The organism is Alloscardovia criceti DSM 17774 (assembly GCF_000376885.1).
Taxonomy (GTDB): Bacteria; Actinomycetota; Actinomycetes; order Actinomycetales; family Bifidobacteriaceae; genus Alloscardovia; species Alloscardovia criceti.
In genome coordinates this window covers 272,670-288,106 of the sequence record NZ_AQXR01000010.1, presented here as the reverse complement: position 1 = coordinate 288,106, position 15,437 = coordinate 272,670, and the positions used below count along the sequence as shown (strand labels likewise).

14 protein-coding genes are annotated in these 15,437 nt (G+C 50.7%); 13 read left to right on the top strand and 1 reads right to left on the bottom strand.

What is annotated here, in order from left to right; all coding sequences use genetic code 11:
• The first annotated feature begins 56 nt into the window (after positions 1-56).
• The 10 genes from D570_RS0104590 to D570_RS08505 are packed head-to-tail and all read left to right on the top strand — an operon-like array spanning position 57 to position 10,596.
• Entirely contained in the window at positions 57-1,328 is a 1,272-nt protein-coding gene (locus D570_RS0104590) for a glycosyltransferase family 2 protein (RefSeq protein ID WP_018143226.1), read from the top strand.
• Positions 1,321-2,808 (top strand): D-alanyl-D-alanine carboxypeptidase/D-alanyl-D-alanine endopeptidase, encoded by a 1,488-nt coding sequence (gene dacB, locus D570_RS0104585; protein ID WP_018143225.1) that lies wholly within the window; start codon positions 1,321-1,323, stop codon positions 2,806-2,808. Before D570_RS0104590 ends, dacB begins: the two co-directional genes overlap by 8 nt.
• The gene (tilS, locus tag D570_RS08515) at positions 2,808-3,833 is read left to right on the top strand and encodes a tRNA lysidine(34) synthetase TilS (protein WP_018143224.1); all 1,026 of its coding nucleotides are present in this window, start codon (positions 2,808-2,810) and stop codon (positions 3,831-3,833) included. The genes dacB and tilS overlap by 1 nt, the downstream gene beginning before the upstream one ends.
• Entirely contained in the window at positions 3,820-4,377 is a 558-nt protein-coding gene (gene hpt, locus D570_RS0104575; RefSeq protein WP_018143223.1) for a hypoxanthine phosphoribosyltransferase, read from the top strand. The genes tilS and hpt overlap by 14 nt, the downstream gene beginning before the upstream one ends.
• 8 nt (positions 4,378-4,385) lie before the next feature.
• Positions 4,386-6,692 carry an ATP-dependent zinc metalloprotease FtsH gene (ftsH, locus tag D570_RS0104570; RefSeq protein ID WP_018143222.1) on the top strand — a complete coding sequence of 769 codons (2,307 nt, stop codon included), beginning with the start codon at positions 4,386-4,388 and terminating at the stop codon, positions 6,690-6,692.
• Positions 6,685-7,260, top strand: a complete 576-nt coding sequence (gene folE / locus D570_RS0104565) for a GTP cyclohydrolase I FolE (protein WP_018143221.1) — start codon at positions 6,685-6,687, stop codon at positions 7,258-7,260. The genes ftsH and folE overlap by 8 nt, the downstream gene beginning before the upstream one ends.
• Before the next feature lie 24 nt (positions 7,261-7,284).
• Entirely contained in the window at positions 7,285-8,163 is an 879-nt protein-coding gene (gene folP / locus D570_RS0104560) for a dihydropteroate synthase (protein ID WP_018143220.1), read from the top strand.
• Positions 8,163-9,179: a 2-amino-4-hydroxy-6-hydroxymethyldihydropteridine diphosphokinase gene (gene folK, locus D570_RS0104555; protein WP_018143219.1), complete on the top strand. Its 1,017-nt coding sequence runs from the start codon at positions 8,163-8,165 to the stop codon at positions 9,177-9,179. The genes folP and folK overlap by 1 nt, the downstream gene beginning before the upstream one ends.
• A complete protein-coding gene (locus D570_RS08510) occupies positions 9,176-9,634 on the top strand; it encodes a DUF3180 domain-containing protein (protein WP_018143218.1) in 459 nt (152 codons plus the stop codon). Before folK ends, D570_RS08510 begins: the two co-directional genes overlap by 4 nt.
• Entirely contained in the window at positions 9,634-10,596 is a 963-nt protein-coding gene (locus tag D570_RS08505) for a hypothetical protein (RefSeq protein WP_018143217.1), read from the top strand. The genes D570_RS08510 and D570_RS08505 overlap by 1 nt, the downstream gene beginning before the upstream one ends.
• Before the next feature lie 97 nt (positions 10,597-10,693).
• Here the strand turns inward: D570_RS08505 and D570_RS0104540 are convergent, their stop codons facing one another.
• Complete coding sequence (locus D570_RS0104540; protein WP_018143216.1) at positions 10,694-11,608, bottom strand: acyl-CoA thioesterase; 915 nt, start codon at positions 11,606-11,608, stop codon at positions 10,694-10,696.
• Between the two features lie 430 nt (positions 11,609-12,038).
• On the opposite strand from D570_RS0104540, the gene D570_RS09700 reads away from it, so the two are divergent.
• Genes D570_RS09700 through D570_RS0104530 form a run of 3 tightly spaced genes read left to right on the top strand, consistent with a single transcriptional unit; the run spans position 12,039 to position 15,343 of the window.
• On the top strand, positions 12,039-12,983 hold the full coding sequence (locus D570_RS09700) for a DEAD/DEAH box helicase family protein (protein WP_211204890.1): 945 nt from the start codon (positions 12,039-12,041) through the stop codon (positions 12,981-12,983).
• Positions 12,947-14,914: a DUF3427 domain-containing protein gene (locus D570_RS09695; RefSeq protein WP_211204889.1), complete on the top strand. Its 1,968-nt coding sequence runs from the start codon at positions 12,947-12,949 to the stop codon at positions 14,912-14,914. The genes D570_RS09700 and D570_RS09695 overlap by 37 nt, the downstream gene beginning before the upstream one ends.
• Before the next feature lie 27 nt (positions 14,915-14,941).
• On the top strand, positions 14,942-15,343 hold the full coding sequence (locus D570_RS0104530) for a (deoxy)nucleoside triphosphate pyrophosphohydrolase (RefSeq protein WP_018143215.1): 402 nt from the start codon (positions 14,942-14,944) through the stop codon (positions 15,341-15,343).
• Positions 15,344-15,437: the final 94 nt, after the last annotated feature.

Here is a 15,437-nt window from a genome sequence, read left to right as displayed (position 1 = left end):
CTAGACTAGGAGAACGAGATCGTTTTTGCACTCAACCTGCTAAGGACTATCAGGAGATGAACGGATTACTTTCCTTCCTCGACGTTATTATCACCATTTTGGGCATTATCACCATGATTTATCAGGTTATGGTCATCGTGGTGGGTATGTTTGCTAAGCCAATTCAGTACCCAGACGTACCTCAAGATAGGCGTTATGCCGTGCTGATTTCCGCGCGTAACGAGGAAAATGTTATAGGAAATCTCATCCGTTCAATCCAAGCACAGACCTATCCGCAGGAGCTCCTCGATATTTGGATTGTTGCGGATAATTGCACAGATAGCACGGCTGAAGTGTCACGCAAACTCGGCGCACATGTCATCGAACGCTTCAACAAGCAGCAAGTGGGCAAAGGCTATGCGTTGCAATATCTACTGCGCACCATGATGGCAACCGGTGATTCCAAAAAATACGATGCCTTCTTTATTTTTGATGCGGATAATTTATTGGATAAAAACTACATCGCAGAAATGAACAAGGCACGTCAAGCGGGATTCGAAGCTCTGACCAGTTATAGAAATTCTGTCAATATTTCCGAGAATTGGGTATCCTCCGGCGCAGCTCTCTGGTTCGTGCGTGAAAGTCGATTCCTCAATACCACTCGTGCAGCCTTGGGCACCTCCTGCCATGTGGGCGGCACAGGGTTTATGTTTTCGCGGCGCATTATGGAGCGCAATGATGGATGGAAATTCCATTTGCTGACCGAAGATATGGAATTTACCATGGACTGCATATTGCATGGCGATCGCATCGGTTTTTGCGGTTCGGCTATGTTTTTCGACGAACAACCTGTAGATTTCCGCACCAGCTGGACTCAGCGTGTGCGCTGGTCGAAAGGCTTTTTGCAGGTATTTCGCTACTACGGCAAAGTGATGGTGCAGTGGGCCATTAAGGAAAGAGATTTCTCGGCTGTCGATGTGACGCTGATGGTGTGTCCGTTTATGGTAATTTCCGTGTTTCGATTTGTACTGGGCATTATTTATGCGGCTTTGGGTTATATTTCCTGGTACTCCATTTTGGCGGATGCGCGCGGCTGGGTGAGCTCCATCGTGTGGGCGGTGCTGGGTATGATGGCCTTGGCTGCTATATCCGGATTTGTAGAGCGCAAGCGTATCAATATTTCCATTCGCGAGGTTATTGCCTACAGCCTGAGCTTCCCTATATATATGGCGAGCTATGTGCCTATTTCCTTCGTAGCTATCTTTGCAAAATCCCAGTGGAAGCCTATTGCTCACGCGGGAGGCGAGGCCGCACAGCAGATTATGAAGGAAAGTAGTGTGCATGCGTAATTTGTTCTTCGAAAAAAAATGGCAAAGAGCGCGCACTATTATGGTCAGCGCCTTGGTCGTAGCGCTCCTCTGCGCTGCTTATGTGGGAGCGGATGCGCTAGGCCTGATTTCGGGACCGCTCGCGACATTAAAAACGGTTAGCCGCGAAGGTTCCGTGGCGGCGATGAATCCACGCTATAGTTTGCAACGCATGCAAGGGCAGACAGTAGGCGATGTAAAAGCGCAGGCCATAGATGAAAATCAAGCACAGGCTTTAGTAGATCAGCTCGTATCCTCCGTGGGCGATGGAAATACGGTAGGCGTGGTGGTAGCGGACACCTCCGGAAATACGGTGGCTGCGCATAATGCCTCGCAAAAGCTCGAACCAGCATCGACCTTAAAAACGCTGACGGCCTTTGCTGCAAGCGTGACCTTTGATGCGGCGGAAACGCTGAATACCACCGTACAACTCAGCAGAAATGAAGCGGATGCGAGCACGGGCACGCTGACCTTGGTGGGCGGCGGCGATATTTTGCTCGGCACCGGCACAAACGACAATGCGCATGTCAACGGGCGAGCAGGGTTGGCGAGCCTTGCAGATCGCGCGGTGGAGGCCTTGCAATCTCGAGGCATCACACATGTGCAGCTACAATACGATAATTCCTTATTTAACAATGACTCGCTGCCGTCCTCCTTGAATTCAACGTCGTCGGTGAATGAAGGCTATATCAACGAAATTGAAACAACCGCGATGGCCATCGATGAGGCACGCGCATGGGGGACCGGAGCGCCAAGCAACCCGGACTCTGAAGGCGATTTTAGTCCGCAACGCAGCGCTTACCCCGCTTGGGATGTCACTTCGGCTTTTGCTGAGGCCTTGAGTAGCCGCGGAATTGCCGTAGATAATTCAGATTATTCCAACGCCAAAGCGGACAGCTCTGCCTTTGAAATCGCCTCCGTTCAGTCTGCCCCCATGTGGCAGATCATCCAGCTCATGCTGACGAACTCAGATAATTCTTTGGCGCAGCTCTTAGGTCGATTGCTGGCGATTCGCACGGGCAAAGACAATTCCTTTGCGGGTGCCACGAGCGCGGTCAGCTCCATCGTCAGTGATCATGGTATCCAGACAGACAATATGGTGCTGGCAGACACCTCGGGTCTTGCGCCAGGCAACGCGCTGACTGCAGATACTCTTGTTTCGGTTCAAGCAGCACTGCTGGATACCACGCACTCGATAGTGGGCAACTCCACGTGGGCGGCGGCCACCGGAATGCCGATTTCGCAGTACTCGGGCACTCTGATAGCACGAGACTTTACCGCTGAAGGCAGAGGACTAGTCCGCGCTAAAACAGGCACCCTAGAAAAGGTCACCTCCTTGACGGGCAACGTGTCCCGAGCCAATGGTGGAGCGCTGATTTTCAGCGTTATCGTCAATGGAGAGAATCTCGACCAAGCTATCAGTGCTGTGAACACGTTCGTAGGGAAACTCGTAGATCTGTAATGGCATATTCATCTCTTATTCTGCGCGCTCAGCAGGAGGTGCGCAGCTGTCTGGCTACTCACGGGGTTGCTGAAGACGAGCAGATCCTCGTGGCGTGCTCGGGTGGGCGCGATTCCTTAGCTTTAGCTGCTGTGGCGCGTAGGGCTGTGCCCAATCCGGTGGGCGCGCTCATCGTGAACCATCAGCTCCAAGCAGGCTCGGATGAGGTGGCGCGCAAGACTGCTCAGATATGTACGGCGCGTGGTCTTGCTCCCGTATCTACCCTCGATATCACTGTGCCAAACTCCCGACTGGGTGTGGAGGCGGAGGCGCGCACCGCACGGTATGCGGCTTTGGCACGCAAAGCCCGCGAAGTCGGGGCCCGCATCGTGCTCGTGGCGCACACGATGGACGACAGCGCTGAAACGATAGCGATGCGGCTGATGCGCGCGCCGAGCATAGAGGCTCTGACAGGCATCCGTGAAAAACTCACGTTAGACAATATCTTATTTTTGCGGCCATTTCTGAGTCTTCGCCGCGAGGATACGACGCACATCTGCAAGGAACTCCAGCTGGATTACTGGGATGATCCGACCAATGGTGAGGATATCGAAGGCCTGCTGGGCGCCGATTTTCCGTTGCGTTCTCAATTTCGCCATGATGTTTTCCCTCTGCTTGACCAGGTCACCGGGCGGGATGTGGTGCGCGTGCTTGCGCAGGCTGCTCAGCGCTCGCGTGAGGATTTGGACATTATTGAGGACGCGGTTGAGGCTGCGTACGAGCGCATTATCCGCGAGAAAAATGGCATATTAGAAATCAAAATTCGCGCGTTGAAGGCATTTCTCCCTGCAATTCAGCGTAGAGTTATCGCGCAATGTTTGCAAAATGTCAACATTGTGCCAGAAAACACGATTATTGAAGAATTACTTCAATTAAGTTGTGTACAACAGAAGAAGAAAAGCATTCGCCTTTCATCGGCTCTTGGCGCGAATAAGGTGTATGACGTCATTCAGTTATGGAAAGATAGTGACTATGCAAATCTCTGACATACGTGAAGAAATCGCGAGTGAGTTGATCTCGCGAGAGCAAATTCAAGAAAAGATTAACGAAGTAGCAGCACAAGTTTCCCAGGATTATGCGGGCAAATATCCTCTTTTCGTAGCGGTTCTCAAGGGTGCTATGAATACGATGGCAGCCTTCTCACAGGCGGTGAGCATTCCTGCTCAAATTGAATTCATGTCTCTTTCTTCCTATGGCGCTGGCACGGAATCCTCCGGAAAAATTACCGTCCGCCAAGACCTTGACTGTGACATTACCGATCGTCATGTCGTTATTGTCGAAGATATTATCGATTCCGGGTTTACGTTGGCATGGCTCGTGGATGAGCTGAAAAGCCGTGGCGCCGCTTCCGTAGAAGTCTTTGCGCTACTTGAGAAACCCGCCCGCCGCAAAATCGACGTTGATGTAAAGTACAAAGGATATACCATTCCAGACGAATTTGTCGTCGGGTTTGGTTTGGACTATAACGAAAAATATCGCAATCTTGACTCCATTGCTGTGTTGAAACCTGAAGTGTATCAGGGTAAGTAAGGTAGATTATGGCAAGTAACAACAATCCCTTTGCGCCACGCAATTCGCAGAATTCGCCCGATGGGGATAGCAACAAGCCACAGAATCCATTAGGCCCACAGGTGCCAAATAATGGGCCGAATGGTGACAACCCTCGCTGGTGGCAGCGTCCTATCGTATGGATGAGCATCCTGTCTGTGCTCCTCATTGCCGTCTTCTTCTATGTCAATCATTCGGATACGCAGACGATTGACACGAAGGACGGTTTTGCGCTCATTAAAGAAGGCAAAGCGGATTTCGTAGAAGTTACGGATAATTATCAGTCTGTCAAGCTTACGCTGTCTAGCGATTTTAAGAAGGTCGATAATTCTGGCTCCAACCCAAGTGGTCGGGAAAAGAATTACGGCAAGAGCGTTCAATTCTACTTCTCTACCGCGCAGGCTGAGGAATTAAACGAGCTGATTAAGTCATCGACGATTAAAAACGGCTACAACGTTACGATCCAGCTGAGTAATCCGTGGATTAGCATTCTTTCCTCCGTACTGCCGATGCTGATTCTTTTCGGCATGGTCTGGTGGGGTATGAGTCGACTGGGCGATGGTTCAGGCGGCGGATTGCTGGGCTTGCCAGGAAATGGACGCAACAAGAAGCTCCAAGAAGCTGACATTCCAAAGACGAAGTTTGCCGATGTAGCCGGTGAAGAAGCGGCCGTGGCGGAAGTCGAGGAAATTAAGGACTTCTTGAAGGATCCAAGCAAGTACCGCAAATTGGGCGCGCGCATTCCTCATGGTTTGTTGCTGTATGGCCCTCCGGGAACGGGTAAAACCCTGATTGCCCGTGCAATTGCGGGCGAGGCGGGCGTGCCATTCTACTCCATGGCCGGTTCTGACTTCGAAGAGGTCTTCGTCGGTTTGGGTGCTTCGCGTGTGCGTGAGCTCTTTGAAGAGGCGAAGAAGAATTCTCCTGCCATTATCTTTATCGATGAAATCGATGCTATGGGCCGTCGTCGTTCTTCCGCTGCTTCGAATGGTGGCGGCGCCGGTGAGCAGACCTTGAATGCGTTGCTGGTGGAGATGGATGGTTTTGATACCGATACCAGCATTATTATCATCGCTGCAACGAACCGTCCAGATGTGCTGGATTCCGCTTTGACACGTCCAGGTCGTTTCGACCGTCAGGTGGCCGTGGAAGCTCCAGATTTGAAGGGTCGCGAGGACATCTTGAAGGTCCACGCGAAGGGCAAGCCATTTACACCGGATGTTGATTTGCATCGTGTGGCTGTGCTTACACCGGGCTTTACGGGTGCAGATTTGGCGAATGTGCTGAACGAAGCGGCCTTGCTGACTGCACGTGAAAATGCTGATCTTATCGATGGGCGAGCCATTGATGAGGCTATCGACCGCGTGATGTCAGGCCCACGCCGTCGCAGCAATGGTATGGCTTTGGAAGAATTGCGCAATACTGCATACCACGAAGGTGGTCACGCTATGGTAGCGGCGGCTTTGCATCATACTGATCCTGTGACGAAGGTGACGATTCTTCCACGTGGTCGTGCCTTGGGTTATACCGCCGTCATGCCTACAGAAGATCGTTTCAGTCAGTCTCGTAACGAACTTCTCGACCAAATGGCATACGCCATGGGTGGCCGCGTGGCTGAGGAAGTGGTATTCCACGATCCAACCACGGGTGCTTCGAACGATATCGAGAAGGCCACTAATATCGCTCGCCGTATGGTGGTGGAGTTTGGCTTCTCCGATAAGCTGGGCGCGATTAAGTGGAACGACGAGTCCAACGAAGGCGGTCTCGATGGTTTGCAGCCACGCAAGTATTCCGATCGCACGGCCGAAATTATCGATGACGAAGTGCTCAAGCTCGTAGAAACAGCGCATGATGAGGCGTATGAAATCGTGATGAATAATCGCGAAGTCCTCGATGAGCTCGTGCGTCAGTTGCTGGAAAAAGAAACCTTGGATGCCAAGGAGCTGGCTGAAATCTTTGCGCCGTTGAAGAAGGCTCCAGAACGTCAGCAGTGGTTGTCCGCTCCAGACCGTGTCGTCTCCGATAAGCCACCAGTGGCCATTCCAGCTAATTTGAAGAGCTCTGTGGCGGTGGATGCCACCTCTGGTGCCCAGGAAACAGCGGAAGGCGCTGCCCAGGAGAGTGCACAGCCTACACAAGCTGTGCAGCCAGCGGCTCCAGCTCAGGAGCCTTCTGCAGAAAGCGAGTCCGAGGCTCAAACGGAGGACATCGAGCGCACTCCACAGGCAGAGCACCCGTCAGACAATACAGCGGATAATTCTGCTCCGGACAATAGGGAAGCGCCAACCCATGACTAAAGGCGAATACAATGAAGAAGGCGTACGCAAGGCCGTACGCCTCTTCTTAGAATCCATTGGTGAAGATCCGGACCGCGAAGGCTTGTTGGACACGCCGGATCGCATAGCACGCGCAAGTCGTGAAATCTTTGCGGGTCTCCAGCAGGAGCCGGGTGAGGTGCTTGCAAGGCGATTCACTGTGGATACGGAAGAAATGGTGCTTGTGCGCGATATCGAGCTGTACTCCGTTTGCGAACACCATCTTTTGCCGTTCCATGGGGTTGCGCATATTGGGTATATTCCAAATAAAAATCAGGTCGTGGGCTTGTCGAAGTTGGCACGCCTGGTGGAAGTTTATGCTCGCCGCCCACAAGTGCAGGAAAGGCTCACGCAGCAAATTGCGGATGCTTTGGTCAGTCAAGTGCATGCAAAGGGTGTAATAGTGGTCACCGATTGCGAGCATTTGTGCATGTCTATGCGCGGCATTAAGAAATCACAGGCGCGCACGCTGACATCGGCTGTCCGAGGCGAGATGCGCGATCCTGCTACGCGCGCAGAAGCTATGCAATTGATTTTGCAGCAGCGCTAAATTTCACAGAACGAGAGGAAGAAAATGAGTCGCCAGGAGATATTGACAAACTTACTACAGAGCAATAGAACGCTCGTGATGGGGGTGCTCAATATCACGGAAGACTCATTTTCGGATGGTGGACGGTATTTAAATCCTGATAAAGCGGTGGATCATGCGGAAAGTATGATTCGTGATGGCGCGGATATCATCGATATTGGTGCAGAATCCACTCGGCCCGGTGCTGTGCGTGTGCCGGAAGAGGTGGAAAAAGAGCGCATTGTGCGCGCTGTGGAATCGCTCAGCCGTGCTTATCCGGATGTGGCGTTGAGCATTGATACCACACGCTCTGCGGTGGCTCAGGCGGCCTTGGATGCGGGAGCGCATATTATCAACGATGTTTCAGGCGGAAAATTGGATGACAATATCGCACGCGTGGTGGCGAAAAGCGATTGCCTGTACATCGTGCAACACTGGCGTACGTGGCTTGGCAAAAGTAGTGAAGCAGATACCACCTTCTACGAGCACGGCGTCGTGGCAGACACATACGCGGAGCTGCAGGCGCAGGTAGAAGCCGTTCAAGCATTAGGTGTGCCTCGAGAACGCATTATTATCGATCCGGGTTTAGGTTTTTCAAAGCCGACCATCGAGCATAATTTGCCGTTAATCATGGCAACTCAGCACTTTTCAGACATGGGCTATCCGGTGCTTATCGGTGCCTCACGCAAACGATTTGTGGCGGCTATGGTCGCTCGCGCAGGTGCGCAAGACAGCGAGGAAGCGCGCGACGATATGACCGCCGCCCTCACCGTTTTGGCTGCAGAACGCGGCGCATGGGCTGTGCGTGTGCATAATGTGGCGCCTAATCGTTTCGCCGTTCAAGCCGTATCTGAGACATATGCCGGAGAGCAGGGTAGCAATTAATGGATTACATAACTCTTACAGGCGTCAGTGCCTACGGTACTCATGGAGTTTTAGATTTCGAGCACGCGCAGCCACAAAAATTCGTGGTGGATGCCGTCATGTATCTGGATTTGTCCGATGCCTCACGCAGTGATGATCTCGCAGATACCGTCAGCTACGCGCAAATCGCAGACCGTATCGTTTCGGTGATCGAAGGCGAACACAGCGATTTAATTGAACATTTGGCACAGCGCATTGCAGACAGCATTTTACTGTCGTGGCGTGTGAAGAAAACGATTGTTACTGTGCATAAGCCTCAGGCTCCGATTGAGCAAGAATTTGGTGATGTGAGCGTTACTGTAGAGCGCAACCAAAAAGACTTTGAGGAAAATCCTGCAGTTTCCAAGGCGTCTTTGCATACGGCCCGTATGCGTGAAGAAAGTCTCAACGAGGACTCTTCTGCACCGTCCGCACACTCTGAACAATCCGTGCAATCCGCAGATAGCGCTCAGCCGCACATTCACACAGCTGTGCTCGCATTAGGCGGAAATATTGGCGATGTGGAGCAGACCTTGCGTACGGCTATCGTGGCCTTAGACGCTATCGTGGGCAATCAAATTACGGGCATCTCGGCCCTGTATACGACTAAACCGTGGGGCGTGGCTGGCGATGTGCCAGATTTTAAGAACGCTGTGGTTGAGCTGACTACAGTGATGGACGCCCAGCAGCTACTGAATTCCATTCATATGATTGAAGCGGCTCACGGTCGCACTCGCGAGGTGCACTGGGATTCGCGTCCGCTCGACATTGATATTATTGATTTTGATGGCATGGAAAGCACGGATCCAGCCTTAACTTTGCCGCATCCTCGAGCTTGGCAGCGTGCATTTGTGTTGAAGCCATGGTTGGATATCAACCCTGATGCTCAGCTCTCAGGGCCGCATGGAGGTCGCGTCAGCGCGCTGGCTGAGGCGGCGCCTGACAGTAATTATGTACAACTTGAGTCCGCTCAATGGATTTTGGGAGGTACCGCATGAGTTCGAAGCGTACGCCATGGTGGTATTACGTGATTGGAGCTGTGCTGGGTTTCTTGTTCGGCATTATTGCAGCCACATGGACTTCGAAACATTCTAGCGCCATGATGAGCGCTCCGTGGTATTTGAGCGCTTCTATTGTAGCCGTGGGCGCCGTGGTGACCTGGTCTGCGTGGCAGGTGCGCAGATTTGTGGAGGGCAAAATCACTAAAATGGCTCCACAGCGTAGCGTCAATACTTTAATCTTTGCGAAGGCGCTCGGCTTAAGTGCGGCTGTGCTGTCGGGCTGGTATCTCGGGCTTTTTATTATTACCATCCAACATTTCGAAATCGCTTATTTCGCTACGATTACCTTCGAACTTGCTGGAGCTATCGTGGCCTGTTTTATAGACTTAGGTTTAGGAATACTTAGCGAATTTTGGTGCCTACTGCCGCCAGCAGGGGAAAAGGATGAATAATGACTCATTTTCAACTTCGTGTGCCGGATACAAATCCGAAGAATATTGAGTTATGGCTTTCTGTGGTGCCTGCCGGCAAGCGCGCCGCCGTGTGGCAGCGTTTCCACGTCTACGAACCGGTAGAGCAGTATCCGCTCGGCACGGACCGTTTTGTCACAAATCGGCGCAATTTATTTGTGGACATCCTCCACCTCATCGAAGAGAATGCGCGCATTAATGAGGAGCGCGATGCTGAGGCTTTTGCTCTTGCTTCAGACGGTGCGGCAGATGAGGATGTGAAGCATTCCTTTGCAAGCGTGCGCACACTCGCGCAACGTGCTGCTCGGGCAGCTGCGGATGGCTCGGGCAATGCGCGCCGATTCAAGGATGCGCGCAATTTGTGGACGAAAATTACCGAGCATGCACACCAAAGCTTAGAGCAGTCTTTGACCGAACCTATTACCAAGGTTCATAAAACGCATAATTGGAAGAAAAATCAGCCTTTTAAGGATGTGACGGTCAATCCTGAGGCGTGGTTTGTACTGAACGTATACTCGCGGTCCAATCCGCGCAAAGATCCGTTTGTAGCAGCACGTTCCCTGACTGCGCTGTGGGATTATATGGCTCAAACAGCGCATGGCAATGATAAGGTCGTTTCAGCTTTGGATGCGCAGCAAACGGCGGCTCATGCGAATTGCGATTATCCTACATACGGTGAGGTGGCTGCGCTTGTCAAAGACTCCAATATGCTGGTTTTCCCTGATGATCAGTCGTTTATCGAGTGGGTCCGTCAGTCTGCGGGGAACACGGATGAAGTCGCGCGCGATACCTTGGTGGATGCGTATGTGGTGGCCAATCCAGATATTGATGTGGATGACCCGGCTTACATGCCTTCGCATTCGCAAGGCACGGTGCTGCATTTAGCCAATGTGGTGGAAAAGATTTATGTAAATGCCACGGAAATAAAGGCTACGGAAGCATAATTGGCTGACTAATCGGCTGAATTGCTTCAATAAAAATGCTGTGGGCGCCTGCGTTGTATTGTTTCGCTAGGCGCCCACAGTGTAGTTTGACAAGAATTTAGAACTGCGGTACGCGAATCATGGCCTCTTGAGCCATTTGTGCCACAAGATTTCCCTCGAGATCGTACACCTTAGCCAAGCTCAGGCCGCGACCATGTGCAGCCGTTGGGGTTTCTTGGACATAGAGATGCCACTTATTGATATCCACGCTACGATACCACCACATGGAATGGTCCAGGCTGGCATAGCTCAAACCAGGTGTGGTGAAATCAATGCCGGCGCGGCGTACAATCGGCTCCAGCATGATTTGATCGCAACCCAGTGCGAGCAGAGCGCGCTGCATGGTTTGATCCACATCGGCGTAGCCATCTGCCTTCATCCACACCATTTGCTTGCCGGATTCTGGACTGTCCTCTGTCTCTTCTGTGGAGTCTTTGCGCGTGGCGCGGCCGAGAAGCACAGACGTGGTGACATGGCGGATATCGAAAGGCGACTCGTGAGCGTAATAATGTGCAAACGGCGAATGCTTAGCAAACGGCGCCATAAGCTCTTTTGAACTGCGCAAATTTTCCGGACTCGGAACGCCTTCCGGCATAGGGTCTGCGAAATCCACGCCTTCTTGATGAGGCTTTTGGAAACTGGCAATGGAAGTCAAAATCGTGCCTTCCTCTTGCGTCACATTGACGCGGCGGCTGGAGAAGGAACGGCCATCGCGCAGATTTTCGACATCAAACAGCACATCCTGCTGGATATCGCCCGGGCTGATGAAATACCCGTGCAAAGAATGAGGAAGACGGTCCTCTACGGTCTGGCTTGCCGCCATAACCGACTGTGCAATAACCTGACCGCCATACACGCGGCCGGTAGGAAAGTACATGGAATCGCCAGAAATATAGGTGTGGCCGTTGATTTCGTGAGCGTCACGGAGCGTCAGCACGTCGATAATGTGCTCGAGAGGAGTTTTTTCAGTCATAGTCCCATTGTAGTCACTGCGCTGATTCTACGGTTTTTTTAACCACATACACACATGCAAAAAGGTTCCCCACCGATGTATATCGGTGGGGAACCTTGTGAGAGAGAAAGAGAAGAGAAAGAAGGTTAAATTATCTTGGGGGAGGACCTGCTCAGCATCTGTACACTTCGAGAAAGTCGATGAATACTGTGAAGTATTACGACGTTCGAGTTCCTGTGCGGTTCTTCCTTGCGTTGATTTATATATAACTCCCCGAAGCTGGGCAACACTCCAGTAATTAGCTGAGAGAAAGCTGGGAATGGCGTGCGTGAATTGTGAGGGCGGGTGGAGGAACGCGCCCAGGGGCCTGGATCATTCGATCTGATGCGGGTATGCTGCATGTATATGGCGCGCTTGCGTGTGCTTATAGTCTAGCTGGAGAGTATGCGATATGGAAGAAGAGTTTGAGTACAGTCTTCTCGAGTCTTTACAGTATGGCTTTATTAATTCCCGGTTGCACCCAGATAACGCGTATTCGCCACGCGTGCTTATCAATAATCCAGACGAGAACAGAATGGTGCTTTCGGATATTGACGAGGAATTAAGAAAATGTGAGGCCTTTTACTTTTCGGTAGCCTTTGTCACGCAAAGTGGAATTAACCTTATCAAAGCTCAGCTTTTTGATCTTGCGCTCCGCGGTGGGAAAGGGAAAATTATCATTTCGCCGTATCTGGATTTCAATGATCCGCTCGCCTTATATGACCTGCTGAAGCTGAAAAATGTGGAGGTTCGCATGTCGCCTGCGGAGCTCCAGCTCCATGCCAAATACTACATGTTTGAGCATAACGAGCAGCGTGTCATCATTTCGGGCAGTTCAAATCTGACAGCGACGGCGTTGAAGAAAAATTACGAGTGGAATATTAAACTCACCTCCACCGAAAATGGGGATATTACTTATCGCACAAATGAAGAGTTCAAACGTGTGTGGGATATGTCTGAGCCGCTTACAGAAGCCATAATTAAGGCATATGCTTCCCAGCGTAGCTCCATCGCGCGCAAGGCTTTTTCTCCGCAGCATGATATGTCCCATGCGGATGACGCGGAAATTACGCCTAATGCCATGCAGATCAAAGCGTTGGCAAATCTTAAAGCGGTGCGCACAAGCGGCGCTCAGAAGGCTTTGGTGATCAGTTCCACGGGCACGGGTAAAACGTATTTATCTGCCTTCGACGTCAAGCAGGTCAAGCCTCAGCGCATGTTGTATGTGGTGCATCGTGAGCAGATTCTCAAAGATGCGATGAAGAGCTTTAAAAAGGTCATCGGTTTCGATAGCGCGGATGCCTGTATTATAAGCCGGGCATGGATATTTCGGATAAAAAGTATGTTTTTGCTATGATTCAGACCATCTCGCGCGATGAGCACCTCAGAAAATTTGATCCTCAGTGGTTTGATTATGTGCTTATCGATGAGGTTCATAGGGCCGGTGCTCACACCTATCAGAAGGTAATGGATTATTTCCATCCTCAGTTTATGCTGGGTATGACTGCTACGCCGGAACGTACGGATGGCTTCAATATTTACGAACTTTTCGATTACAACGTTGCCTACGAGATTAGACTTCAAGAGGCTTTGGATAATAATCTGCTCTGCCCGTTTATGTATTTTGGTGTCACTGATATTGAGGTAAACGGACAATTACTGGGTGAGGATGCCAGTTTTAACCAGCTGACTTCTGAGGCCAGAGTCGAGCATATTCTGAACAAACTGGACTATTACGGTCACCAAGGCGAAAAGCTGCGTGGACTGATCTTTTGTTCAAGAAAAGATGAGGCACATGAATTATCGCGCCTGATGAATAATCGAGGGCTCAAAACCGTTGCCCTAACAGGTGATGATAATGAAAATTACCGTGAGCAGACTATTCGCAGTCTCGAGCATGGAACGATTGATTACATACTGACTGTCGATATCTTCAACGAAGGCATCGATATTCCAAGCGTGAACCAAGTTGTCATGCTTCGAAATACGCAGTCCAGCATTATTTTCATCCAGCAATTGGGCCGAGGTTTGCGCAAGCATCCGTCGAAGGAATATGTCAGCGTTATCGATTTCATCGGTAATTACCGCAATAATTATCTCATTCCCGTAGCCTTGTTCGGCGATGATTCGATGAATAAGGATAATTACCGCCGGGATGTGCGTAAATCTTTGCTGATTCATGGACTGACGACCGTGAATTTTGAGGAAATAGCCCAGAAGAAGGTCTTCGAGTCGATTGCGAAAGCCCGATTAGACGATATGAAGCTTCTGCAAGAGAACTATGTCAACCTGAAGAACCGTCTTGGACGTACACCGCTGTTAAGCGATTATATTCTTAACCACAGCATGAATCCTCTTGCTTTCTTCAAGAAGTTTAAGGATTATGCGGATGTCATCAATAAATTTGATAAAGACCGGGAGAAAATCCTGCTCACTGCAGAAGAAAAGAAGTATTTAAGATTTATTACTTTTGAATTGGCGAATGGTAAGCGCCAGCATGAACTAGTTCTTTTAGATTTGCTTTCGAGGCATGCAGGGAGCGTCTCACGAGAGCAATGGGTGAGTCGGTTAGAGCACCTAGGGTTATCCTCAGATCAGGAGGTGCTCACTTCAGCGTTACACGTCCTGGATTTGAGTTTCCTGAAAGCAGCGGAGCGCAAACAATTTGGCGATACACCGCTCGTAAGCTTTTCTGCTGGGGCGTACCATTTGAATGAAGCAATTGTTTCATCCTTGGCACATCATGCCGAATTTTATCAACTTTTCATGGATGCGCTTCAGGTAGGACAGCTCAAGCAGGAAGAATATCCCGAGATTTTCACGCTGGGACGTAAGTATTCAAGGCGTGACGTGCTGAAACTTCTGAACATCCGTAAGGATGAGCCACCGCTCAATATTGGTGGCTATAAAATCGACTCAGAGACGAATACGTGCCCTATTTTTATCACGTACCATAAAAGCGATGATATTAGCGATTCGATTAAGTATGAAGACGGTTTTATCGATGAATCGACATTGCAATGGTTTTCAAAATCCGGGCGCACATTGGCCTCTAAGGATGTGGAAACCATCATGCAGTCTGGTCGCAATGGTTTAAGAATCGAACTCTTTGTCATAAAAAACGATGCAGAGGGCGGAGATTTCTATTATCTCGGTAAGCTCACCTACATGGACAAAAGTGCGCGAGAAGTAATTCAGCCAAAGTCGGGCAAGCATGTAGTCAGCATGCGCTTTAAACTAGAAACCCCCGTAGAACCATCCCTCTATCGATACATCACGCAAGAGTAAGTAGCACAAACAGGTCCAGGAGCAAGTATGACAAAAAAGATTATCCGCGTTGTCGCAGCAGCGATTATTCAAGACGGCAAGATTTTCTGTGCGCAACGCCCAGAAGGCAAGGATCTAGCAGGTTTTTGGGAATTTCCGGGTGGAAAAATCGAGGCACATGAAGCGCCAGAAGAAGCTCTGAAACGGGAGATTCGCGAGGAATTTGGAGCGGATATTGAGGTGCTGGATTACATTAATGAGGCGTCTTTTGACTACGCCTTTGGCACGGTGGTGATGAAAACCTACTACGCGCGACTTATCCAGGGGCCGCTGACCTTGCTGGAGCATCAGGATTCGACATGGCTAGAGCCGCAGAGCCTGCATACTCTCGAATGGGCACCGGTAGACAGGGCAGCTGTGGAAATTGTCCGTGAAGCGCAGCTGGACTAGCTCGTTGGCATTGTGTAAACATTTGTGCAAAAACGAAGACCCGCACCTAAAACGGTGCGGGTCTTCGCGAGAGAGAAAGAGAAGAGAAAGAAGT